This window comes from Micrococcus sp. SL257, from assembly GCF_026625585.1.
Taxonomy (GTDB): domain Bacteria; phylum Actinomycetota; class Actinomycetes; order Actinomycetales; family Micrococcaceae; genus Micrococcus; species Micrococcus luteus.
This window is the reverse complement of record NZ_CP113053.1, coordinates 1,992,430-2,015,908: the sequence shown is the minus strand read 5'-3', so window position 1 is coordinate 2,015,908 and position 23,479 is coordinate 1,992,430. Positions and strand designations below refer to the sequence as shown.

Here is a 23,479-nt window from a genome sequence, read left to right as displayed (position 1 = left end):
CGGCGGCTGTCGGCCGGGGTCGGCCTGTCGCGGGGGAATACCTGGAACGCTCCTGGCGCTCCACTGGACGACCCCGTACCCGTGTCGGCGCACCGGTCCCGCTCGCCGCGGACCGCAGCCGGAGAGGAGCCCCGCATGAGCGCCGCCCTGCTGACGCATCCCTCCCGGACCGTAGACTGGCCCGCGATGAGCACTGACAACAGCCGGCCGGAATTCGCCCGGCCCGAGGACGCCCCCGAGCACGACCGCGCCGACATCGACGTCGCCGCCGAGTCCGAACAGCAGCGCCGTGCCCGGTTCGAGCGTGACGCCCTCGAGTTCGTGGACCAGTTGTACTCCGCTGCGCTGCGCATGACGCGCAACCCGCAGGACGCCGAGGACCTGGTCCAGGAGGCGTACACGAAGGCCTACTCCTCGTTCCACCAGTACCGGCCCGGCACCAACCTCAAGGCCTGGCTCTACCGGATCCTCACGAACACGTACATCAACCTCTACCGCAAGCGGCAGCGCCAGCCCCTCGAGGCGGACAACCCTGAGGTGGAGGACTGGCAGATGGCCCGGGCCGCCGAGCACACCTCCGGTGGCCTGCGCTCGGCCGAGACGGAGGCCCTCGACCGGCTGCCCGACTCCCAGGTGAAGGACGCCCTGCAGGCGATCCCGGAGGAGTTCCGGCTCGCCGTCTACTTCGCGGACGTGGAGGGCTTCGCCTACAAGGAGATCGCCGAGATCCTCGACGTGCCGATCGGCACCGTCATGTCGCGGCTGCACCGCGGCCGCAAGCAGCTGCGCGAGCGCCTCGCGGACTACGCGGCCGCGCGCGGCATCAAGGCCCAGCCGAAGAAGAAGACCGGGCGCGGCGGCACGAAGCAGACCGAGACGAGCACGAAGGAGGCCACGCGATGACCGCGGACCAGCACGGCCATGAGTGCCGCGACGCCCAGGACGCCTCCCTGGAGCGGCTGTACCAGTACCTGGACGGCGCCCTGACGCCCGAGGACATCGAGCAGGTGCGCGCCCACGTGGCGGAGTGTCCGGACTGCCGGCACCAGAAGGAGCTCGAAGAGCTCATCCGCTCGGCGGTGCGTCGGTGCTGCCAGGAGAAGGCGCCCGCGCAGCTGCGGGCCACCATCATGACCCGCATCACCCAGATCTCGACGACGACCGTCACCTGGGGCTGACACCGCGACATGCGGACCCGTGGGCACCCGATCGGGCGCCCCGACGATGACGAAGGGCCGTCCCCTGAGGGGACGGCCCTTCGTGGTCTGCGGTCGCCGAGTGGCACCCGGCCGGTCCGCGACGCCGATCAGCGGATCAGGCGTTGGGACGCTTGCCGTGGTTGGCGCCGTTCCTGCGGCGGTCGCGACGCTTGCGTGCACGCTTGCTCATGACGTCTCCCTTCAACGAGTCGGTCGGTGGTCCATTCTGTCACATCAGGCCGTGGGCTCAGGCAGACCGAGCCACTGGTACCAGCCCCGGTGCAGCACGAGCCACGCGATGAGCCCGTGGCCCGCCTGGCCCGGCCGGCCCTGGCCGGAGGCGAGGTCCGCGCGCCACTGCTCGTGTCCCACCAGCGGGGTGAACGTGTCCACGTACACGTGGTTGCGCCGGTCGGCCACATCCAGGTAGGCGGCGTTGAGCTCGGCGAGCCGGGCGTTGCGCTGCTCGTCCAGGGTGGGCGTGGGGCCCACCACGAGCACCGGGATGTTCCGCTGCGAGGCGGTGTCCAGGACGTTGGCCAGGTTCAGCCGCGAGCGGGCGGTCGAGGTGGCCTCCAGGTCCAGGTCCGCGTCGGACAGGGCCACGACGAGGCGGTTCTCCGTCTCCTCGGAGAAGCGCCGCGAGGCCTCGCCCCACCAGCGCTCGTTGAGGTCCTCGGTGGTCTCGTGCGGCACGGCCAGCACGTAGTTCTCCAGCTCCACGTCGGGGGCCTGGGTGCGGGCGAGCACGCGGCCCCACCAGCCGATGGCGCGGGCGTCGCCCGCACCGGCCAGCAGCTGGTCGCCGACGGCGGCGATCCGGATCCGGCGGTTGTGCACAGTGTGTCCTTTCGTCGGCCGATCCGGCGCCGCCGCCGCACCGGAGGGTGCGGCGGCGGCGCAGGGTCGGTCCGGGTCAGCGGCCGAAGGCGGCGTCCAGCAGCGTGCTGAGCTCCTGGTCGTGGCGGCCCTTGGTGCCCGCGGAGGTCGCGGCCGAGGCCGGGCGGGACACGAGGGTCACGGGGCCGTCGAGCTGCGGCACGAGGTTCAGTGCCATGAACGGCCACGGGCCCTGGTTCGCGGGCTCGTCCTGCACCCAGGTGACGTCGGCGACCGGGTAGGCGCGGAGCGCCTTGCGGATCTCGTCGAGCGGCAGCGGGTAGAGCTGCTCCACCCGCACGATCGCGGTGGACGTGTCACCGGACTTCTCGCGGCGGGCGAGCAGGTCGTAGTACAGCCGGCCGGAGACCAGCAGCACGCGCGTGACGTCCTTGGCGTCCACCCCGGCGTCCGGGATGACCGGCTGGAAGCGGCCCTCGGTGAAGTCCTCCACCGAGTTCGCGGCGGCCTTGAGGCGCAGCAGCTGCTTCGGGGTGAACACGACGAGGGGCCGACGCGGGCGGGCGTAGGCCTGCTCGCGCAGCAGGTGGAAGTGGTTCGCGCCCGTGGAGGGGTTGACCACGCGCATGTTGTCCTCGGCGCACATCTGCAGGAACCGCTCGATGCGGGCGGAGGAGTGGTCCGGCCCCTGCCCCTCGTAGCCGTGGGGGAGGAGCAGGACCACGGACGAGGTCTGCGACCACTTCTGATCGGCCGAGGAGATGAACTCGTCGATGATCGTCTGCGCGCCGTTCACGAAGTCGCCGAACTGGGCCTCCCACAGCACGAGGGCGTCGGAGCGCTCCACGGAGTAGCCGTACTCGAAGCCGAGGGCGGCGTACTCGGACAGCAGCGAGTTGTAGACCCAGAACTTCGCCTGGTCCTCGGAGAGGTGCTTCAGCGGCGCCCACGTGTCGCCGGTGATCCGGTCATGGAACACCGAGTGGCGCTGCGTGAAGGTGCCGCGCTGGGAGTCCTGGCCCGCCAGGCGGACCGGCACGCCCTCCATCAGCAGCGAGCCGAAGGCCGCCAGCTCGGCGAAGCCCCAGTCGATGCCGCCGTCGACGGCCATCTTGGCGCGGCGCTCGAGCAGGGCCGCGAGCTTGGGGTGGACCGTGAAGCCCTCGGGCACGTCGATGTGCGCCTGCCCGATGGCCCGCAGCGTCTCGGCCGAGATGGCCGTGGACGCCGGCGCCTCCGGGGCCGCGTCCCGGTCCTCGGCCGGGCGGAGGCCCTCTCCGCCGGAGGCGGGCGCGTCCTCGTGGGTCTCCGCGAAGACCCGCTCCAGCTGCTGCTGGTAGTCCTTCAGGGCGCTGTCCGCCTCCTCCTGCGTGATGTCGCCGCGGCCCACGAGGGACTCGACGTACAGCTTGCGGGTGGAGCGCTTCTGCTCGATGAGGTTGTACATGCGCGGCTGCGTCATCGACGGGTCGTCGCCCTCGTTGTGGCCGCGGCGGCGGTAGCAGACGAGGTCGATGACGACGTCCTTGTTGAACCGCTGGCGGTACTCGAAGGCGAGCTGGGCCACGTGCACCACGGACTCCGGCTCGTCGCCGTTGACGTGGAAGATCGGGGCCTGGATGGTCTTGGCCACGTCGGTGGAGTACACCGCGGAGCGCGCCTGGGTCGGCGGCGTGGTGAAGCCCACCTGGTTGTTCACGATCACGTGGATCGTGCCGCCGGTGCGGTAGCCGGGCAGCTGCGAGAGCTGCAGCACCTCCGTCACGACGCCCTGGCCGGCGAAGGCCGCGTCGCCGTGCACCAGGATCGGCAGCACGGAGAAGGAGTCCGGGCGCTGGCCGCCCAGATCGAGGCGGTCCTGCTTGGCGCGCACGACGCCCTCGAGGACCGGATCCACGGCCTCCAGGTGCGAGGGGTTGGCGGCGAGGTACACGCGGGTGCTGTTGCCGGCGTCGGACACGAAGGTGCCCTCGGTGCCCATGTGGTACTTCACGTCGCCCGAGCCCGAGGCGCCGCCCGGGGTGGCCCCCTCGAACTCGCGGAAGACCTGGCTGTAGGTCTTGCCGGCGATGTTCGTCAGCACGTTCAGGCGACCGCGGTGCGCCATGCCGATGGCGACCTCGTCCAGACCGGCGTCGGCGGCGTCTCCGAGGATGCCGTCCAGCAGCGGGATGAGGGACTCGCCGCCCTCGAGGGAGAAGCGCTTCTGGCCGATGTACTTGGTCTGCAGGAACGTCTCGAACGCCTCCGCGGCGTTGAGGCGGCCCAGGATGCGCAGCTGCTCCTCGCGGGTGGGCTTGGCGTACGGCTGCTCGAGCTTCTCCTGGAACCAGGCGCGCTCGGCCGGGTCCTGGATGTGCATGTACTCGACGCCGATGGTGCGGCAGTACGCGTCACGCAGCACGCCGAGGATCTTGCGCAGGGTCAGGCTGCTCGCCCCGCCGAAGCCGCCGGTGGGCCACTGACGGTCCAGGTCCCACAGGGTGAGCCCGTGCTCGCGGATGTCGAGGTCCGGGTGGTAGGCCATCGAGTACTCGAGCGGGTCCACGTTGGCCAGCAGGTGGCCGCGGTCCCGGTACGCGTGGATGAGCTGCTGGATGCGGGCGACCTTGCCGATCTGCTCCTCCGGGTTCACCTGCACGTCCTGGGCCCAGCGGACGGGCTCGTAGGGGATGCGCAGGGAGTGGAAGACCTCGTCGTAGAAGCCGTCCTCGCCCAGCAGGAGGCCGTGCACGATCTTCAGGAACTCGCCCGAGCCGGCACCCTGGATCACGCGGTGGTCGTACGTGGAGGTGAGGGTGATCGTCTTGGAGATCGCCAGGTCGTGCAGCGTGGACTCGGCGGCGCCCTGGAAGGCGGCCGGATAGGTCAGCGCGCCGACGCCGATGATGGCGGCCTGGCCCTGGGACAGGCGGGGCACCGAGTGCACGGTGCCGATGCCGCCCGGGTTGGTCAGGGAGACCGTGGTGCCGGCGTAGTCGTCCATCGTCAGCTTGTTCTTGCGGGCGCGCTGGACGAGGTCGTCGTACGCCTTCCAGAAGCCGCGGAAGTCGAGGGTCTCGGCGGCCTTCACGTTCGGGACCACGAGCGCGCGGGTGCCGTCCGGGCGGGGCAGGTCGATGGCCAGGCCGAAGTTCACGTGGGCCGGCTCCACCATGGTGGGCTTGCCGTCGCGCTCCTCGTAGGTCACGTTCATCGAGGGCATGGCCGCGAGCGCGCGGACCACGGCGTAGCCGATGAGGTGGGTGAAGGAGACCTTGCCGCCGCGGGTGCGGGCCAGGTGGCTGTTGATGACCACGCGGTTGTCGATCAGCACCTTGGCCGGCAGGTCGCGCACGGTGGTGGCGGTGGGCATGGACAGGGAGGCGTCCATGTTCGTGGCCACGGCCTTGGCCATGCCCTTGAGGACGGTGGCCTTCTCCTGCTTCTCGTCCGCGGTGGTGGCGGTGGTGTCGGCGGGCTCGGAGGGCACGGCCTGGGCCGCCGGGGTCTTCTTGGGCTTGGGGCCGGTGCTGACCGAGGTCTCCTTGGGCTGCGCACCCCGGGCCGGGGCGGTCGCCGCCTTCGGCTCGGTCACCTTGGCGGAGGCCTTCGGCTCGGCCCGGGCGGCGGTCTTCGGCTCGGTCTTGGCGGCGGCCTTCGGCTCGGCCTCGGCGGCGGGGGCGCTGGCCTCGAGACGGGCGAAGATCTGTGCCCACTGCCGGTCCACGGAACCGGAGTCCTCGCGGTACTTCCGGTAGATCTCGGCCACGAGCCGTTCGTTCCCCGGGAACTCCTGTGCGAGCCGGTCCGACGTGAGTTCTGGCACTGTGTAACGCCTCTTCCTGAGCCTTGGGATGCGATGTGCTGCGCCGGGCCACCCGCGCGGCGCGCGTGGGGCCGGGAACGCCTCGAGACATCATAGTTCTTCGACGCCCCCGGCCGGAATGCCGCGGCCTCGGCTCGACTCCGCTCCCGGCGGACGCGCGGGGCCCCTCGGCGTCCGCCTCGTCTGGGAGACTGACGTCATGCGCTTCCTCACCGACCCGGCCGTCGACCTGACGTACAACGACGTCTTCCTCGTGCCCTCGCACTCGGACGTCGCCAGTCGCATGGACGTGGACATCGCCCCGGATGACGGCACGGGCGCCACCATCCCCCTGGTCTCCGCCAACATGACCGCCGTCACCGGGCGCCGGATGGTCGAGACCATGGCCCGGCGCGGTGGTCTCGGGATCCTGCCGCAGGACATCCCGGCGGACGTGATCCGGGACGTCGTGCGTCGGGTGAAGGCGGCCCACCCCGTGGCGGACACCGCCCTGACCGTCGGGCCGCAGGACACGGTGCTGGACCTGCTCCACCTCGTGGACCGCCGCAACCACGGGGCCGTCTGCGTGGTGGACGCGCACGGCGGGCTGCTCGGCGTGGTCCGCCCCCAGGACTGCGAGGGCGTGGACCGCTTCGCCTCGGCCGCCTCCGTCATGCACCCTCCGGCGGTGACCCTCACGCTCGCCGAGCTCGGCGACACGGACGGGGCCCCGAGCAAGGACGCGCTGCGGGCGGCCTTCGAGCGGCTGCACGCCGCGCACCAGGAGATGGCCCCGGTCGTGGACCCGGCGGTGGGCACCGCCGCCCCCGTGCTGCGCGGGGTCGTCACCGCGGCGGGCCTGTTGCGCTCGTCCCTGTTCACGCCCGGTCTCGACGACGACGGACGGCTCCGCGTCGGCGCCGCCGTCGGCATCAACGGGGCGGTGGGGGAGAAGGCCGCCGTCCTGGTCGAGGCCGGCGTCGACGTGCTCGTCGTGGACACCGCGCACGGTCATCAGCGGACCATGCTGGACGCGCTCGCCGCCGTGCGGGCCCTCGACCCCGGCGTGCCCGTGGTGGCCGGCAACGTCGTCTCCGGCGACGGCGTCCGGGACTTGGTCGCGGCCGGCGCGGACATCGTCAAGGTGGGCGTGGGACCGGGCGCGATGTGCACCACGCGCATGCAGACCGCGGTGGGCCGGCCCCAGTTCTCGGCGGTCCTGGAGTGCGCCGCCGCGGCCCGCGAGCTCGGGGCACGCGTGTGGGCGGACGGCGGGGTGAAGCACCCGCGGGACGTGGCGCTCGCGCTGGCCGCCGGAGCCAGCTCGGTGATGATCGGCTCGTGGTTCGCGGGGACGCTCGAGTCTCCGGGCGACCTCGTGCACGGCCCGGACGGTCGGCGGTACAAGGAGAGCTTCGGCATGGCCTCGGCCCGCGCGGTCCAGCACCGCACCCGCCACGAGGACGCCTTCACCAAGGCCCGCAAGGCGATGTTCGAGGAGGGCATCTCCTCCTCGCGCATGTACGTGGACCCGCGCCGCCCCTCGGTGGAGGACCTGCTGGACACCATCACGTCCGGTGTGCGCTCGTCGCTGACCTACGCCGGCGCCCACGACCTGGCGGAGTTCCGCGAGCGCGCCGTCGTCGGCCTGCAGTCCGCGGCGGGCTACGAGGAGGGCCGGCCGGTCGCCTCGTCGTGGTGAGGCGGCCGCACTCCCCGGCTCGTTCCGCCGGGGCCTGACGCCCCTATACTGGGCGGACTATGGATCACCCTGACACCTGTGTGCCAGACCGCTCGTCCGCCCACGCGGACGCGGCCGGATCGGAGCCTTCCAGTCCCGGTGCCCCGCACCGCCGCCCGGCCCGCCGTCGAGGGGGTGAGGTCGGGTGGAGTGGCTCCTGCTGATCCTCGGCCTGGCCCTGATCGTGGGCACCGGGTTCTTCGTGGCCGTCGAGTTCGCCATGATCGCGATCGACGTGCCCACCGTGCAGCGCATGGTGGACGCGGGTGACCGCGGCGCCGAGCCCCTGCTGCGCTGTCTCAAGTCACTCTCGACCCAGCTCTCCGCGTGCCAGCTGGGCATCACTCTGACCACACTGCTCACCGGCTACGTGATGGACCCGGCGATCAGCCGGCTCATCGACCCGCTGCTGCTCCAGGTGGGGCTGCCGGCCGGCGTGGTGGGCACCGTCTCGCTCGTCGTCGCGATGGTCGTGGCGACCCTGCTCTCGATGCTCCTCGGCGAGCTGATCCCCAAGAACATGTCCATCGCCGAGCCCATGGCGATCGGCCGCGCACTCGCCCGGCCCCAGCTCGTGTTCAGCACCGTGTTCAAGCCGGCGATCCTGGTCCTGAACGGGTTCTCCAACGGCGTGCTGGCCCGCGTGGGCATCGAGGCCAAGGAGGAGATCTCCGGCGCCCGCAGCCCCGAGGAGCTCTCCTCGCTGGTCCGCCGCTCGGCCCAGCTGGGCACGCTCGACGCGCAGACCGCCACGTTCCTGGACCGGACGCTGCGCTTCGCGGACCGCACCGCCGCGGACGTGATGACCCCGCGCATCCGCGTGGAGACGGTGAGGGAGGACCAGGCTCTGCCCGAGGTCCTGGACCTGGCCCGCAGCACCGGCTACTCGCGGTTCCCCGTGATCGGCGACTCCTCGGACGACATCCGCGGCGTGGTGCACGTGAAGAAGGTCGTGGCCGTGCCGCGGGAGCGCCGCGCCGACCTCGAGGCCGGTGCACTGATGACGGAGGTCATCCGCGTGCCGGAGACCGTGCACCTGGACCAGCTGCTGGCCGAGCTGCGCGACGCGAACCTGCAGATGGCCGTCGTCGTGGACGAGTACGGGGGCACCGCAGGGGTGGTCACGCTCGAGGACGTGGTGGAGGAGATCGTCGGCGAGGTCGCGGACGAGCACGACCGCGTCACCCCGGGGGTCCTCCAGACGGCCTCCGGCCGCTGGTACTTCCCGGCGGAGCTGCGGCCCGACGAGGTGCGGACCCAGATCCCGGCCCTCGTGGTGCCGGAGGACGGGGCCTACGAGACCGTCGGCGGGTACATCCTGGCCCGACTGGGGCGCCTGGCGGAGGTCGGGGACGTGGTGGACGTGGACGGCGGCACCCTGACGGTCGAGCGGATGGACGGCCGCCGCATCGAGCGCGTGCGCTTCGACCCGGCCGCTGAGGACGAGGAGACGCGCGCATGAACGGGGACGTCGTCGGACTGCTGTGGCTGGTGGTCCTGTTGGCCGCCAACGCCTTCTTCGTGGCGGGCGAGTTCGCCGTCATGGGCGCCCGCCGGGCGCAGATCGAGCCGCGGGCCGAGGCCGGCTCCCGCCAGGCCCAGGTGGCGCTCTACGCGATGGAGCACGTCTCCCAGATGCTGGCCGTCTGCCAGCTCGGCATCACGGTGTGCTCCCTGCTCATCCTCAACGTGTCCGAGCCGGCGCTGCACCACCTGCTCGTCGTCCCGATGGCCGCCCTCGGGGTCCCGTCCGCGGCGGCGGACGTGACCGCCTTCGTGCTCGCGCTGCTGGTGGTCACCTTCCTGCACGTGACCCTGGGCGAGATGGTGCCCAAGAACGCCGCCGTCTCGTTCGCGGACCGCGCCGTGATGCTGCTGGCCCAGCCGCTCGTGTGGCTCTCGAAGCTGCTGCATCCCGTCGTGGCCGCGCTGAACTGGACGGCCAACCTCGTGCTGCACGCCCTGCGCATCGAGCCGAAGGACGAGGTGGCCTCCTCCTACACGCTCGAGGAGGTGCAGTCGATCGTGGCCGAGTCCACCCGCTCGGGCACCCTGGAGGACGAGTCCGGCGTGCTGCACTCGGCCCTCGAGTTCTCGGACCACCGGGCCGGGGACGTGATGGTGCCGCTCGAGCGGGTCGTCACCGTCCCCGAGGGGATCACGCCGCACGACTTCGAGTGGACCGTGGGCCGCGTGGGCTTCTCCCGGTTCGTGGTCGAGGACCCCGACGGCGGCTACACCGGCTACCTGCACCTGAAGGACGTCCTCACCGTGGGCCCGTCGGGACACGACGAGCCGATCCCGCTCACGCGCGTGCGCTCGCTGGCCAACGTGCGGCTCGAGGACGAGGTCGAGGACGCACTCGCGCTCATGCAGCGCACGGGCTCCCACCTCGCCCGGGTCATCACGCCCGAGGGCGAGACCGCGGGCATCCTCTTCCTCGAGGACGTGCTCGAGGAGCTCGTCGGGGAGATCAACGACGTGACGCAGTCGCCACGTCGGTTCCGGCCCGCGTGAGCGTCGCGCGGGCGGCGCGGTGCTACTGTTGAGAACCGATTTCACACATCCTCCCGACACGAACGAGGTCGCCCCATGCTCCGCCGCCGTCGTCTGCCCGCCCTGACCGGGGCCCTCACCGCGCTCACCCTGAGCCTCGCCGCGTGCGGCGGGACCAGCGGCGACTCCGCGGGCGAGCAGGCCGCGGGCGCCTCTGCTGCCGCCGGGTCCGGCTCGGCCGCGGGCGCGCCCGTGGCCGTCGCCACGACGACGCAGCTCGGCTCCGTGCTCGACCGCGTGGTCGCGTGCGCCGACGCCCGCAGCGTCACGGTGATGGGCCCGGGGGATGATCCGCACGACTTCTCCGCCTCGTCCGCGCAGGTGAAGGACATGGTCTCCTCCGGCCTCGTGTTCTCCAACGGCCTCGGCCTCGAGGGCGGCATGGAGTCCGCCCTCGCCAACGCCGAGGCGGACGGCGCGACCGTCGTCGAGGTGGCGCCCCAGCTGGATCCGCTGCCCTTCGGCGGCCATGACCACGCCGAGGAGGGGGCGGGCCACGAGGGCCATGACCACGGGTCCGAGGACCCGCACGTCTGGATGGACGTCGCCCGCATGGCGAGGGCCGCCGAGCTGATGGGCGACACGCTCGCCCAGGAGCGGGGTGACGAGAGGTTCGCCGAGTGCGGCGCGACCGTGCGCGGGGAGCTCGAGCAGACGGACACGCAGGTCCGGGAGATCCTCGCCGGGGTCCCGGAGGACCGCCGCACGCTGGTCACGGACCACGACGCCTACGGCTACTTCAGCGAGGCCTACGACTTCACCGTGTCCGGCGTCGTCGTCCCGGGCGGCTCCACCGACGGCGAGCCCTCCTCCCAGGAGATCGCCGAGCTCGCCCGGTCCATCCGCGACGGCGGCGCAGACGCCGTGATCACGTCCGTGGGCGCGCGCAACAGCCTCGTGGACACCGTGGCCGAGGAGGCCGGCGACCTGCCGGTCATCGAGGTCTACGAGGGCGGCGTCGGCCCGAAGGACACCCCGGAGGCGGACTACGCCGAGGCCATGCTCCTCAACGCCCGCACCCTCGCCGACGCGCTGGAGGGCTGAGGATGGACTGGCTGCTCGAGCCCTTCCAGATGGGATTCCAGCAGCGCGCCCTCGTCGGCGGACTCATCGCCGTGGTGATGTGCTCGGTCGTGGGCACGTGGCTGGTGCTGCGCGGGATGAGCTTCTTCGGGGACGCGTTCGTGCACGGTGTCCTGCCGGGCATCGCCCTGGCGGTCGTCACCGGTGGCAGCCCCCACCTCGGTGCGGCGGTGGCCGCCGTCGTCATGATGGCGGGCATCTCGCTGGTGCACCGGGCCACCACCCTCAAGGAGGACACCGCCATCGGCCTGCTCTTCGTGGGGATGATGGCCCTGGGCGTGGTGATCATCTCCAAGTCGGACTCCTACACGGGATCGCTCACGTCGATCCTGTTCGGCGATGTGCTGGGGGTCAGCGTGGACGGCATCGTGACCCAGGCGGTCATCGCCGTCGTGGTGATCGCCCTGGCCCTGCTGCTCTACCGGCCCCTGCTGGCACTGAGCTTCTCCGAGGTCAAGGCGCGCTCGCTGGGCATGCGACCGGGGCTGACGCACACGCTGCTGCTGGTGATGATCGGCGCGGCCGTGATCGGTTCGTTCCAGGCGGTGGGCACGGTGCTCGTGTTCGGCCTCCTCGTGGGACCGCCCGCGACGGCGGCGCTGCTGACGCGCAGCGTGCCCCAGATGATGCTCGTCTCCGTCGTGATCGGCGCGGCGTGCGTCGTCACCGGGCTCACCCTCAGCTACCGGCTGGGCACGGCGGGTTCGGCCACCATGGCGCTCATGCCGATCCTGCTGTTCTTCGTGGTGCTCGCCGTCCGCGCCGCCGTGCTGGCGCTCCTGGGCCGGCACGTGCGCTCGCGCGCGCAGCGTGAGCAGGAGGCGCCGGTCGTGGCCCTGCCCGGAGCGGAGGCCCCCCGATGAACGCGTCCTTCCCCGCGGGCGCCGCGGCGACCCCGCCTCCCCTCGCGGTCGCCCGGGCGCTCGAACTGCGCCACGGCTCGCACGTGGCCGTCCGACCCTCCGACTTCACCCTGCCGGCCCGGCGGCTGATCGCGGTGATCGGGCCCAACGGCTCCGGCAAGTCCACGCTGCTGACCGCCCTGGCGGGCCTGAGCGACCCGGCCTCCGGTGCGCTGGAGGTGCTCGGTGAGGACCCGCGGCGGCGCTCGCAGCGCACCTCCTTCGTGATGCAGTCCATCGGCGTGCCCCAGGGCGTGCCGGTGACGGTGCGCGACGTCGTCGGGATGGGCCGATACCCCACGCTCGGATGGTTCCGTCGGTTCCGGAGGGAGGACCGGGACATCGTGCGGGCCGCCATGGAGCGCATGCAGGTCGCGGACCTGGCACGGCGGCACCTCGACCAGCTCTCCGGCGGCCAGCGCCAGCGCGCCTACGTGGCCCAGGGCCTCGCCCAGGACCACGACGTGCTGCTGCTGGACGAGCCGATGACGGGCCTCGACATCGTCTCCGCCCGCACGATCGACGACCTCCTCCACGAGGAGCCGACGCGCGGGGTGTCCGTGGTCTACACGACCCACGATCTCGACGAGGCCGCGGAGGCGGACCACGTGGTCCTGATGGGCGGGCGAGTCGTGGCCTCCGGCCCGCCGCGGGACGTGCTCACGGTCGAGAACCTGGACATCGCGTACGGCCGGGGCGCCCTGCACGGGCCCTCCACGGCGGTCGAGGACGCGGCGGACTTCCTGGACGACCCCGCGGGCGGCCGCCGCCACTGACCGGGGCCCGGCCCATGGTCATGGTCAGGCCCCGCGGGTGCGCCCCTCGGTCCGGCAGCGGGCGCAGACACCGGTGATCTCCACCGTGTGGTCCGCGTCCGTGAAGCCGTGCTCCGCGGCGACGGCGGTGGCCCACGCCTCGACGTGGGGGGCGGTGACCTCGACGGTGGTCCAGCAGATCCGGCACACCAGGTGGTGATGGTGGCCCTCGTCCTCGCACCGGCGGTACACGGTCTCGCCGTCGTCGCGGCGGAGCATGTCCACGAGGCCGTCGTCGAGCTGCTGCTGCAGGGTCCGGTACACGGTGGCCAGCGAGACGCGTTCGCCCTGGTCCTGGAGGCGGGCATGGAGCTCCTGCGCGCTCACGAAGTCCGGGATGCGGTCCAGGGCTCGGTCGACGGCGGCCTTCTGCCGGGTCGCCCGGGGACGGGCGGCACGGGGGCTGGGCTCGGGGGCGCTCACGGTGCTCACGACTCCTTCTGCGGCGGCTGCCGCCTCCTCCGCGCGGTCCGGAACAGGTCCGCGCGGGCCATCCTCCAGGTTATCAGCGACGCCGAAGGGGGCGTGGAGTAAGGTGTCCGGGTGCACAGCGAGACCCCGGACCCATCCCCTGTCCCGGACCGCGACGGCGCCGCCCCCGATCGACCCGACCCGCTGATCGTCGTCGACGAGGGGCAGGGCCGCGTGGTCCCGGCGCCCACGGCGGCCCCGTCCTCGTCCCATGACGCCGGCGGCGACCCGGACGCGGACATCGACGGCGTCGACCCTGAGGCCGCCGAGCCGCCCACCCTGGTGACGGTGGACGTGCTGGCCGGCTGGCTCGGCCTGGCCCCCGTCGAGGACCTGCCGCCGGTGCCCGGGGGCCCGGCCTACGCCCAGCCGGGCCGATGCCGCCCGAACCGGGTGATCCTGCTCGACGTCCGGTTCCGGGCCACGGGGGGCGGGCCGGACCACGCCGCCTATCTCCAGGGCCATCTGCCGGGCGCCGTCTACGTCTCCCTGCCCAGCCAGCTCGCCGGCCACGCCGGTCCGGCGGCGGGGCGCCACCCCCTGCCGGACGCGCGCCAGTTCGCGGAGACCGTGCGGATGTGGGGGATCGACGAGGGCGACACCATCGTGGTCTACGACGACGACCACGGCCTGTCCGCCGCGCGCGCCTGGTGGCTGCTGCGCCACGCGGGGCTGCGGGACTCCGTGCTCCTGGACGGCGGCCTCGAGGCGTGGCGCGCCGCGGGCCTGCCCCTGCAGCCCGGTGAGGTCATCCCGGTGCCCGGCACCGCCCGGCCGTCGTGGGGCCGCATGCCCGTCGTGGACACGGCCGGCGCCGAGGCGATGGCCTCCGGCGGTCTGCTCCTCGACGCGCGGGCGGCCGAACGCTACCGCGGGGAGGTCGAGCCCTTCGACCCCGTGGCCGGGCACATCCCCGGGGCGCGGAACGTGCCCACGGCGGAGAGCATCGCCGAGGACGGCCGCCTGCGGCCCGCCGCAGAGCTGGCGGAGCGGTTCGACGCCGTCGGCGTGGACGACGCCACTCCCGTGGCCGTGTACTGCGGCTCGGGCATCACCGCGGCGCACGCCGTGCTCACCCTGGCCGTCGCGGGGCGACCCGGAGTGGCGCTCTACCCGGGTTCGTGGTCAGCATGGGTCCAGGACCCGTCCAACGCCGTCGCGGTCGGCCCCGAGCCCGACGGCGCGTCCGGCCGGGACTGACGAGCCCCGGGGCCCTGCCCCGCCGACCCCCAGGAGGACCCTCCATGGCCACCGTCTTCAGCAGGATCATCGCCGGCGAGCTGCCCGCCCGCTTCGTGTGGCAGGACCAGACGTGCGTCGCGTTCCTGTCCGCCGCGCCGCTCCAGCCGGGGCACGCGCTTGTGGTGCCCCGTGCGGAGGTGGACGAATGGGTGGAGGTCGACCCGGCGCTGGTCACGCACCTGACGACGGTCGCCCAGCAGATCGGCAAGGCGCAGGTGGCGGCGTTCTCCGCCCGCCGGGCCGGGCTCATGATCGCCGGCTATGAGATCCCGCACCTGCACGTGCACGTGTGGCCCTCCACCTCGCTCGCCGACTTCGACCTGGCCCGCGTGGACAACGCCCCCGATCCGGCGGACCTGGACGACGCCGCCGCCCGCCTCCGCGCGGCCCTGCGGGACCTGGGCCACGGCGAGGTCGTCCCGCAGGACTGACGGCCCGCGCCGCCCGGGCCCGACTCAGGCGCGCGTGGCCCGGGCGAGCGCCTGACGCACCCGCTTCTCGGAGACAGAGACCGCCGTGCCCAGCTCCTGGGCAAAGAACGAGACGCGCAGCTCCTCGATGAGCCAGCGCACCCGCTCCAGCTCCGCGGGCACGGGCGTGCCCGCGAACCGGGCGCGGTGGGCCGCGACGGCGGCGTCGAACTCGTCCTCGAGCCCCTGCACCACCGCCATGTGCTGCCCGTCGCGCTGCAGGTGGCCCCCGGCGTCCAGCCGGTCCAGGCGCGTCAGCATGCCCTGCAGGTAGCGCGGCAGGTGCTGCAGCCGCTCCCAGCCCGTGGCGGCCACGAAGCCGGGGAACACGAGCTGCTCGAGGTGTGCCTTCACGTCCGACAGCGCCGGTGCGAGGGCGAGCGAGACCGAGTCCTTGAGCCGGCGTCGCACCTGCGCGGCCCGGGAGAGCACCTGCTCCACCAGGGACGTGACGGCGAAGACCGTGTCGATCAGGTCGGCCCGCACCCGGTCGAACAGGGCGCGGAACGCGGCCTCGTCGAACGGCAGCTCGTCCCCGACGAGACGGTCCACGGCGGCCTGGGTGCAGTCCGCGACGAGGGAGTCCACCGAGCCGTGCGGGTTCTGGGTGAAGGTGAGCTTCTCCCTGTTGTCCAGGTGGTCCAGCACGTCGCGCTGTGGGCTGGGCAGGGTGGCCAGCAGCAGCCGGATCACCCCGGCCCGGTGCCAGGCCGCCTGGTCCTCCGCGGACCGGGCCACGGTCAGGCCGGCCGCGGGGCCGCCGTCGGGCGTGGTCTCGGGCACCAGGCTCGGGTAGCCCGTGATGGCGGGGCCGCGCGCCCCGGCCGCGGTGGAGACGGTCTTCGGCACCGTGCCGATGCTCCACGAGGTCAGCCCGTGCCGCTCCTCGAAGGCCGGCGTCGCGCCGGACCGCCCGGGGCCCTCCGGGCGACGGTGTCCCTCGGCCCCGGCCCGGGCGTCGGCCGGGGCCCGGCCGCCGCGGCCCGTGCCGCGCGGCCCCGGCCGGGCCGAGGCGGGGTCGTCGGTGCCGGCGAGCCGGGCGGCGATCGCGGAGCGGTTGGCCTGCGCGAGCCGGGCCTGCAGCGCGGGCAGGTCCTGGCCGGCGCCCATCACGGCGCCGCGGGCGTCCACCACGCGGTAGTCCATCCGCAGGTGCAGGGGCACCGCGTCCGGGGCCCACAGCCCGGGCTCCACCACCACGCCGCGCACCCGACGCACGGCCGCGGACAGCGCGTCCGGCAGCTCGTCCCGCAGCGGGTCGGCGTGGGCCTCGAGGTCCGCGACGAGCTGCTGGGCCACGTCCGGGGCGGGCACGAGGTTCTTGCGCACCGCCTTGGGCAACGCCTTGATGAGGGCGGTGACGAGCTCGACCCGCAGGCCGGGGACCAGCCATGCGAAGGGACCGGGGGAGACCTGGTTGAGCAGCAGGATCGGCACGGCCACGGTCACGCCGTCGGTGCCGGCCGCGCCAGTCGGGTCGAACGTGTACTCGAGGTCGAGCTCCACGTCGCCGCCGGGCATCGGATACGCGAACGTGGTGGGGAACGCGTCGGTGTCCAGGTCCTCGGCGTCGGCGGTGAGCAGGGCGGCGACGTCGAGGTCCAGCAGGTCCGGCTGATCCTGGCGCGCCTTCTTCCACCACGCGTCGAAGTGCCGCTCGGAGACGACGTTTCCCGGGATCCGCGCGTCGTAGAAGGCGAACAGGTCCTCGTCCCCGATCCGCAGGTCGCGGCGGCGCAGGCGCGTCTCGAGGGCGTCGACCTCCTCGAGCGCAGCCCGGTTGCGGGCGAAGAACCGGTGACGCGTGCGCCAGTCGCCCTCCACGAGGGCGTGCCGGATGAACAGCTCGCGGGAGAGCTCCGGGTCGATCCGGCCGTACCGGACCGAGCGGTCCGGGATCAGAGTGACGCCGAACAGCGTCACCTTCTCGCGCGCGACGACGGAACCCGCCCGCCGCGACCAGTGCGGCTCGTTGTAGGTCCGCTTGACGAGGTGGCCGGCGACCTCCTCGGCCCACTCCGGCTCGATCCGGGCCACCGTGCGCGCCCACAGCCGGGAGGTCTCCACGAGCTCGGCGGCCATGACGAACGGGTGGCGCTTCTTGAACAGGGCGGAGCCGGGGAACACGGCGAAGCGGGTGCCGCGGGCGCCCACGTACTCGCGACGGCGCTCGTCGTAGGCGCCGATCTGCGAGAGCAGGCCGGTGAGCAGGGACTTGTGCACGGCCTCGTGCCGGCCGACCGGGTCCACGGGTCCGGACTCGACGGTGAGGCCCACGTCCTTGGCGAGCTGGCGCAGCTGGCGCACCAGGTCCTGCCACTCCTGCACGCGTAGCCAGTTGATGTGCTCACGGCGGCACAGCTTGCGGAACTGGGAGCCGGAGAGCTCCTTCTGCCGCTCGTGCAGGTAGGCCCAGAGGTTCAGGATCGCGGAGAAGTCCGAGTTCTCGTCCGCGAACCGGCGGTGCAGCTCGTCCGCGGCCTCGCGCTGCTCCGTGGGGCGCTCGCGGGGGTCCTGGATGGTCAGGGCCGCGGCGATCACCATGACCTCCCGGACGCAGCCGCGTTCACCGGCCTCGAGGATCATGCGGCCCAGCCGCGGGTCAACGGGCAGACGGGCCAGGCGGCGTCCGACCCGGGTGATGGTGCCGGCGCGGGCGCCGCCGGCCTCGAGCGCGCCGAGCTCGGTGAGCGTGGTGGCGCCGTCGGTGACCTGTCGGCCGTCCGGGGGCTGGACGAAGGGGAACTCCTTGACGTCGCCCGGGGTGCGGGCCACACCGAGGGACAGCATCTGCAGGATCACCGAGGCCAGGGAGGTGCGCAGGATCTCCGGGTCCGTGAACTCGGGGCGGGAGAGGTAGTCCTCCTCCGAGTACAGGCGGATCGCGATGCCGTCCGAGGTGCGGCCGGACCGGCCCGCGCGCTGGTTCGCGCTGGCCTGGGAGACACGCTCGATCGGCAGGCGCTGCACCTTGGTGCGGTGCGAGTACCGCGAGATGCGCGCGGTGCCCGTGTCGATCACGTACTTGATGCCCGGCACGGTCAGGGAGGTCTCGGCGACGTTCGTGGCCAGCACGATCCGCCGGCGCACCCCGGCCCCGGCGCGGCCGAACACGCGGTGCTGCTCCGCCATGGACAGGCGGCCGAACAGCGGCAGGATCTCCGTGCCGGCCAGGCGCGTGGTGCCGGCGACGACGCCGGTCAGGTGGTCCGCGGCCTCGCGGATCTCCCGCTCGCCCGGCAGGAACACGAGGATGTCACCCGGCGGCTCGGCGGCCAGCTCGAGGACGGCGTCGCCGATCGCGTCGAGGGGGTCGCGGGTCTCGGCGGCGTCGTCCGCATCGTCCTCGGGGTCGTCGGGGGAGGGCTCGTCGGTCAGCGGCCGGTAGCGGATCTCGACGGGGTAGGTGCGCCCCGAGACCTCGATGATCGGCGCCAGGACCACGCGGCCGCCGTCGTCGGCCTCCACCGCGTCCGCATGGTCCTCGCCCGCGGCCAGCGGCCGGCCGAAGTGCCGGGCGAAGCGCTCCGGGTCGATGGTGGCCGAGGTGATGATCACCTTCAGGTCCGGGCGCTGGGGCAGCAGGTTGCGCAGGTAGCCCAGGAGGAAGTCGATGTTGAGGCTGCGCTCGTGGGCCTCGTCCACGATGATCACGGAGTAGCGGCGCAGCTGCGGGTCGTGGGGGATCTCGGCCAGCAGGATGCCGTCCGTCATGACCTTGACCCGGGTGGCCTTCGAGGTCTGCGTCGTGAAGCGGACCTGGTAGCCGACCGTCTGCCCGATCTCCTCGCCCAGCTCCTGCGCGATGCGCTCGGCCACCGAGCGGGCGGCGATGCGCCGGGGCTGGGTGTGGCCGATCGAGCCGGCCTCCCCGAGCCCGAGGGCCAGGCACATCTTCGGCAGCTGCGTGGTCTTGCCCGAGCCGGTCTCGCCCGCGACGATCACCACCTGGTGGTCGCGGATCGCGGCCATGATCTCCTCACGGCGCTCCGCCACCGGCAGGTGTTCGGGGAACGTGATCGCGACGGCGTCGTGGGGCGTCGCCGACGGCTGCGCGGCGGGCGTGGAGGGCGGGGGAGTCTGCGTCATGACGGCCTCCATCCTAGGCGCGCGGGGGCCCGGGCCGACCCGGACGGGGCGAATCCGGGACGGACCTGGGACTGGGGCTGAGAGTCCGGATGTGATTCTCTGGAGCCCATGGACACGAACACCGTCTTCCTGTTGGCGGCGATCGGCCTCTATTTCCTCGCGATGATCGCGATCGGCCTGTACGCCTCCCGCAAGAACACCGACCTCGACGACTACATGCTCGCAGGACGCGACATGAAGCCGTCCGTCGCGGCGCTCTCCGCGGGTGCGTCCGACATGTCCGGCTGGCTCCTGATGGGCCTGCCCGGCGCGATCTACGCCGCGGGCCTGGTCGAGGGCTGGATGGCGGTCGGCCTGACCGTGGGCGCGTGGGTGAACTGGCGCGTGGTCGCCCCCCGCCTGCGCTCCTACACCGAGGTGGCCGGGAACTCGATCACGATCCCGTCCTTCCTCGAGAACCGATTCAAGGACCGCACGCACATCCTGCGGATCGTGGCCGGCCTGATCATCCTCGTGTTCTTCACCTTCTACGTGTCCTCGGGCATGGTGGCCGGCGGCAAGTTCGTCGAGTCCACCTTCGGCCCCGACTCCTTCTACGCCCAGGGCATCAGCATCAACTACCTCACCGGCATGCTCGTGGTCGCGGGCATCACGGTGCTCTACACCCTGTTCGGCGGCTTCCTCGGCGCCTCGCTGACGGACGTGGCCCAGGGCATCCTCATGTTCCTCTCCCTGCTGGCCGTCCCCATCGTCGTGATCCTGACCATGGGCGGCTGGGACGCCGTCGTCGAGGGCATCCGCGCCGCCGACGCCGCCGGCGGCGGAGTGAACCACTTCTCGATGTTCGAGAACGCAACGCTGATCGGCGTCCTGTCCTCCCTCGCCTGGGGCCTGGGCTACTTCGGCCAGCCGCACATCATCGTCCGCTTCATGGCCCTGCGCACCCCGTACGACGCGGCCGTCGCCCGGCGCGTCGGCATCGGCTGGATGGCGCTGTCGGTGTTCGGTGCCGTGATGGTGGCCCTCGTGGGCATCGCCTACTTCCAGGCCAACCCCGGCACCACGCTCGAGGACCCGGAGACCGTGTTCCTGGTGCTGGCCTCGATCATGTTCCACCCGTTCGTGGCCGGCCTGGTGCTGGCCGCCGTCCTCGCCGCGATCATGTCCACGCTCTCCTCGCAGCTGATCGTGTGCTCCTCCGCCCTGGTGGAGGACCTCTACATGCTGCGCGGGCGCACCGGTTCCCCGACGTTCACCCTGTGGCTCGGCCGCATCGGCGTGCTGGTGGTGGCGCTCGTGGCGGGGCTGCTCGCCCTCAACCCGGACTCCTCCGTGCTCGAGCTCGTCTCCTTCGCGTGGGCCGGCTTCGGCGCCGCCTTCGGCCCTGTGATCCTGCTCGCCCTGTACTGGCCGCGGTTCACCTCGTGGGGGGCGATGGCCGCCATGGTCACCGGCGCCGCCGTCGCCTGGGTGTGGTCCGAGGCCAGTGCCGAGACGTGGGAGTGGTTCGGCCTGTACGAGCTGCTGCCGGGCTTCGTCGCCGCCTTCGTGGTGGGTGTGGTGGTGTCCCTCGTGACCCAGCGCTCGCGCCGGGTGCAGCGGCGGATCGACGCCGAGTTCACCGGCGCGATCGACATCGTGGCCGGCCGCGAGCCGGACCCGGACGTGGCCCCGGCCGCCATGACGCGCGACGCCGCCGGGGGCTCGACCGCAGCCGCCGCGGATCCGCGCGCGCAGGCGTGAGGCTCTTCCTCGCGATCCGTCCGCCGAGGGCCGCGCTCGACCACCTCGAGCCGGCCCTCGACGGCGTCCGGGACCGGGCCGGGGGTCTGCCACCGCACGCTCTGGGTGGGCGGGCCCCGACGAACAGAGTGGTCACGACGTGCCGTCACCGGACTCCGGTGACGGCACGTCGTGACCACTCTGTGTGCGTCAGGCGGGCGACGGGCCGGACGGAGCGGGAGACCCATCCGGCCGACCCGGCCCGGGGTCAGCCCTCCAGCGGGCCCTGCACCGCGTAGAGGCGCTTGTTGGCGAACTCGTCCACGGCCATGGGGCCGAGCTCGCGGCCGAAGCCCGAGCGCTTCACGCCGCCGAAGGGCAGGTTCGCGCCGGCGGCGGAGGCGAGGTTCACGTTCGCCATCCCCACCTCGAGCTGGTCGGCCACGCGCTTGGCCTCGTCCAGGTCCGTGGAGAACACGGCGCCGCCGAGACCGTACTGGGAGTCGTTGGCCAGCGCCACGGCCTCCTCGGCCGAGGACACCTTGTAGACCACGGCGGCCATGCCGAACAGCTCCTGCGTGTAGGCGGGGTTCTCCTGGTCCACGTCCGTGATCACGGCCGGGGAGACGTAGAAGCCCTCGCCCTCCGGGCCGGAGACGCGCTCGCCGCCCACGTGGACGGTGGCGCCGGCCTCCTTGGCCGCGGCGATCTGCTCGGTGAGCCCGTCGGCCGCGGACTCGGAGGACAGCGGGCCGTAGACGTCGGCGTCGCGCGAGGTCGGGTCGCCGGGCTTCATCGCCGAGGAGCGCTGGACCAGCTCATCCACGAAGTCGTCGTAGATGTCCTCCATGACGATCATGCGCTTGTTCGAGTTGCAGGCCTGGCCCCAGTTGCCCATCCGGGTGGCCAGTGCGTCGCGGGCGGCGGCGCGGGCGTCCGGCGCGGAGAGCACGATGTACGGATCGGAGCCGCCGAGCTCGAGCACAACCTTCTTGAGGTGCCGACCGGCCTGCTCGGCGACGGTGGCGCCGGCCCGCTCCGAACCGGTGAGGGACACGCCCTGCACGCGCGGATCGGCGATGATCGTGGAGATCTGGTCGTGGGTGGCGAACACGTTCTGGTACACGCCCTCCGGGAGCCCGGCTTCGGTGAAGAGCTCTTCCAGCAGCTGCGCCACCTGCGGGTTGATCTCGGCGTGCTTGAGCAGGATGGTGTTGCCCAGCACGAGGTTCGGCGCCACGAAACGGGCCACCTGGTACACCGGGAAGTTCCACGGCATGATCCCCAGCAGCGGGCCGAGCGGCAGCCGCTGGATGAACGCCTCCTGCCCGGAGAACTGCTTGATCCGCTGGTCCGCGAGCAGCTCCTCGGCCTCGTCCGCGTAGTACCCGAAGATCTGGGCGCCGTAGCGCACCTCGCCGACTGCCGCGCCGAGGGACTTGCCCATCTCCGTGGTGATCAGCGCGGCGATGTCCTTGGAGCGCTCGGCCAGCAGCTCGGAGATCCGCTTCACGACGGCGGCGCGCTCGGCCACCGACTTCCGGGACCACTGCTCGTACGCGGCCTGCGAGGCGTCGAGGGCGTCGGCGATCTGCTGATCCGTGGCGTTGTCGAAGGACTTCAGCAGCTCCCCGGTGGCCGGGTTGATCGTGCGGTAGCCCTGAGAGGCGGAGGTGGTGGTCATCAGTCGTCACCCTTTCGTGTGGACGTCCTGCGTTGAGCTCCCCATCCTGCCGGAGGCCCCCGCTCACTCCCAGATCCCGGACGCCCCTCTTCGCCACGAGCCGAGAAGGTGGGTGTCCACGACCCCGGCGGCCTCCATCAGGGCGAAGCACGTGGTCGGCCCCACGAATCGGCAGCCGTGCGCCTTCAGCGCCCTCGCGAGCGCGCGCGACTCCTCCGAGGCCGAGGGGACCTGCGCCACCGTCTCCGGCCGTGGGGTCGCGGCAGGCTGGTGCGCCCAGACCAGCCCCGCCAGACCGCGGGCCGGCCGGTCGCCGTCGCCGTGCCAGGCGGGGCCCGCGCCGGGGGAGCCCGGGTGCAGCGGGGTGAACCGCTCGCCGCGCATCCCGACGACGGCCTGCGCGTTCGCGATCGCCGCCTCGATCTTGCGCCGGTTCCGGATGATGCCGGGGTCCGCCAGCAGCGCCTCGACCTCCGCGTCCCCGAACGCCGCGACGGCGTCCGCGTCGAAGCCCGCGAACACCTCCCGGAACCGGGGCCGCTTGGCCAGGACGGTCCGCCAGCTCAGGCCCGACTGGAACGCCTCGAGGACGAGGCGCTCGAACAGGCCCCGCTCGTCCGTGACGGGCAGGCCCCACTCCGTGTCGTAGTACTCCCGCAGCAGCGGATCCCGTGCCGCCCACGGCGGGCGGGCCCGCCCGTCCTCACCCACGACGACGCCACTCGGCGGCGCCTGTCGCCCGCCCGCCGGTGGGTCCTCGGCGAGGGTGGAGACGGGGACGGGGAGGCCGTCGTCGGCGTGGTGCGCGCTCATGCATCCGAGCCTAGGAGCGGCCCCGGACATCCGGAGCCGGAACGCGACGCCCGGGGACGCAACGC

18 protein-coding genes are annotated in these 23,479 nt (G+C 72.7%); 11 read left to right on the top strand and 7 right to left on the bottom strand.

The genetic code is table 11. The features are described 5' to 3' along the window. The first annotated feature begins 186 nt into the window (after positions 1-186). Together OVA32_RS09310 and rsrA are read left to right on the top strand one after the other, a co-directional pair. Entirely contained in the window at positions 187-903 is a 717-nt protein-coding gene (locus OVA32_RS09310) for a sigma-70 family RNA polymerase sigma factor (protein ID WP_036314006.1), read from the top strand. Then, a complete protein-coding gene (rsrA, locus tag OVA32_RS09305) occupies positions 900-1,178 on the top strand; it encodes a mycothiol system anti-sigma-R factor (protein ID WP_036381745.1) in 279 nt (92 codons plus the stop codon). Before OVA32_RS09310 ends, rsrA begins: the two co-directional genes overlap by 4 nt. Positions 1,179-1,314: 136 nt before the next feature. Here the strand turns inward: rsrA and OVA32_RS11690 are convergent, their stop codons facing one another. The 3 genes from OVA32_RS11690 to OVA32_RS09295 form a co-directional block, all read right to left on the bottom strand. After that, positions 1,315-1,389 (bottom strand): 50S ribosomal protein bL37, encoded by a 75-nt coding sequence (locus OVA32_RS11690; protein ID WP_095346645.1) that lies wholly within the window; start codon positions 1,387-1,389, stop codon positions 1,315-1,317. 44 nt (positions 1,390-1,433) lie between these two features. After that, complete coding sequence (locus tag OVA32_RS09300) at positions 1,434-2,039, bottom strand: GDSL-type esterase/lipase family protein (protein ID WP_041104309.1); 606 nt, start codon at positions 2,037-2,039, stop codon at positions 1,434-1,436. Positions 2,040-2,115: 76 nt separating this feature from the next. Then, positions 2,116-5,847, bottom strand: a complete 3,732-nt coding sequence (locus OVA32_RS09295) for a multifunctional oxoglutarate decarboxylase/oxoglutarate dehydrogenase thiamine pyrophosphate-binding subunit/dihydrolipoyllysine-residue succinyltransferase subunit (RefSeq protein WP_041104311.1) — start codon at positions 5,845-5,847, stop codon at positions 2,116-2,118. 199 nt (positions 5,848-6,046) lie between these two features. Between OVA32_RS09295 and OVA32_RS09290 the strand changes: the two genes are divergently transcribed. From OVA32_RS09290 to OVA32_RS09265, 6 genes are all read left to right on the top strand, one after another. Continuing rightward, complete coding sequence (locus OVA32_RS09290; RefSeq protein ID WP_041104313.1) at positions 6,047-7,528, top strand: GuaB1 family IMP dehydrogenase-related protein; 1,482 nt, start codon at positions 6,047-6,049, stop codon at positions 7,526-7,528. Positions 7,529-7,712: 184 nt separating this feature from the next. Then, complete coding sequence (locus OVA32_RS09285) at positions 7,713-9,029, top strand: hemolysin family protein (RefSeq protein WP_041104315.1); 1,317 nt, start codon at positions 7,713-7,715, stop codon at positions 9,027-9,029. Beyond that, positions 9,026-10,084, top strand: coding sequence for a hemolysin family protein (locus OVA32_RS09280; protein ID WP_041104317.1), 1,059 nt, complete (start codon positions 9,026-9,028; stop codon positions 10,082-10,084). Before OVA32_RS09285 ends, OVA32_RS09280 begins: the two co-directional genes overlap by 4 nt. A gap of 75 nt (positions 10,085-10,159) precedes the next feature. Next, on the top strand, positions 10,160-11,167 hold the full coding sequence (locus tag OVA32_RS09275; protein WP_041104319.1) for a metal ABC transporter substrate-binding protein: 1,008 nt from the start codon (positions 10,160-10,162) through the stop codon (positions 11,165-11,167). Positions 11,168-11,169: 2 nt separating this feature from the next. After that, positions 11,170-12,069 (top strand): metal ABC transporter permease, encoded by a 900-nt coding sequence (locus OVA32_RS09270; RefSeq protein WP_041104321.1) that lies wholly within the window; start codon positions 11,170-11,172, stop codon positions 12,067-12,069. Then, positions 12,066-12,884 carry a metal ABC transporter ATP-binding protein gene (locus OVA32_RS09265; protein ID WP_041104323.1) on the top strand — a complete coding sequence of 273 codons (819 nt, stop codon included), beginning with the start codon at positions 12,066-12,068 and terminating at the stop codon, positions 12,882-12,884. Before OVA32_RS09270 ends, OVA32_RS09265 begins: the two co-directional genes overlap by 4 nt. A 24-nt stretch (positions 12,885-12,908) precedes the next feature. On the opposite strand, the gene OVA32_RS09260 is transcribed toward OVA32_RS09265, so the two are convergent. Next, a complete protein-coding gene (locus OVA32_RS09260) occupies positions 12,909-13,355 on the bottom strand; it encodes a Fur family transcriptional regulator (protein WP_041104325.1) in 447 nt (148 codons plus the stop codon). Positions 13,356-13,466: 111 nt separating this feature from the next. Here OVA32_RS09260 and OVA32_RS09255 point away from each other — a divergent pair, with 111 nt between their 5' ends. Both OVA32_RS09255 and OVA32_RS09250 read left to right on the top strand, forming a co-directional pair. Then, positions 13,467-14,594: a sulfurtransferase gene (locus OVA32_RS09255; RefSeq protein ID WP_041104327.1), complete on the top strand. Its 1,128-nt coding sequence runs from the start codon at positions 13,467-13,469 to the stop codon at positions 14,592-14,594. Between the two features lie 44 nt (positions 14,595-14,638). Continuing rightward, complete coding sequence (locus OVA32_RS09250) at positions 14,639-15,067, top strand: HIT family protein (RefSeq protein ID WP_036316605.1); 429 nt, start codon at positions 14,639-14,641, stop codon at positions 15,065-15,067. 24 nt (positions 15,068-15,091) lie between these two features. Here the strand turns inward: OVA32_RS09250 and hrpA are convergent, their stop codons facing one another. Then, positions 15,092-19,195, bottom strand: a complete 4,104-nt coding sequence (gene hrpA / locus OVA32_RS09245; protein WP_041104329.1) for an ATP-dependent RNA helicase HrpA — start codon at positions 19,193-19,195, stop codon at positions 15,092-15,094. 108 nt (positions 19,196-19,303) lie between these two features. Between hrpA and putP the strand changes: the two genes are divergently transcribed. Beyond that, a complete protein-coding gene (gene putP, locus OVA32_RS09240) occupies positions 19,304-20,938 on the top strand; it encodes a sodium/proline symporter PutP (RefSeq protein WP_041104331.1) in 1,635 nt (544 codons plus the stop codon). Between the two features lie 247 nt (positions 20,939-21,185). Here putP and OVA32_RS09235 read toward each other — a convergent pair whose 3' ends face one another. Beyond that, positions 21,186-22,601 (bottom strand): NAD-dependent succinate-semialdehyde dehydrogenase, encoded by a 1,416-nt coding sequence (locus OVA32_RS09235; RefSeq protein ID WP_036381712.1) that lies wholly within the window; start codon positions 22,599-22,601, stop codon positions 21,186-21,188. A gap of 63 nt (positions 22,602-22,664) precedes the next feature. Then, positions 22,665-23,414, bottom strand: coding sequence for a DNA-3-methyladenine glycosylase I (locus OVA32_RS09230; protein ID WP_041105281.1), 750 nt, complete (start codon positions 23,412-23,414; stop codon positions 22,665-22,667). Positions 23,415-23,479 lie beyond the last annotated feature (65 nt).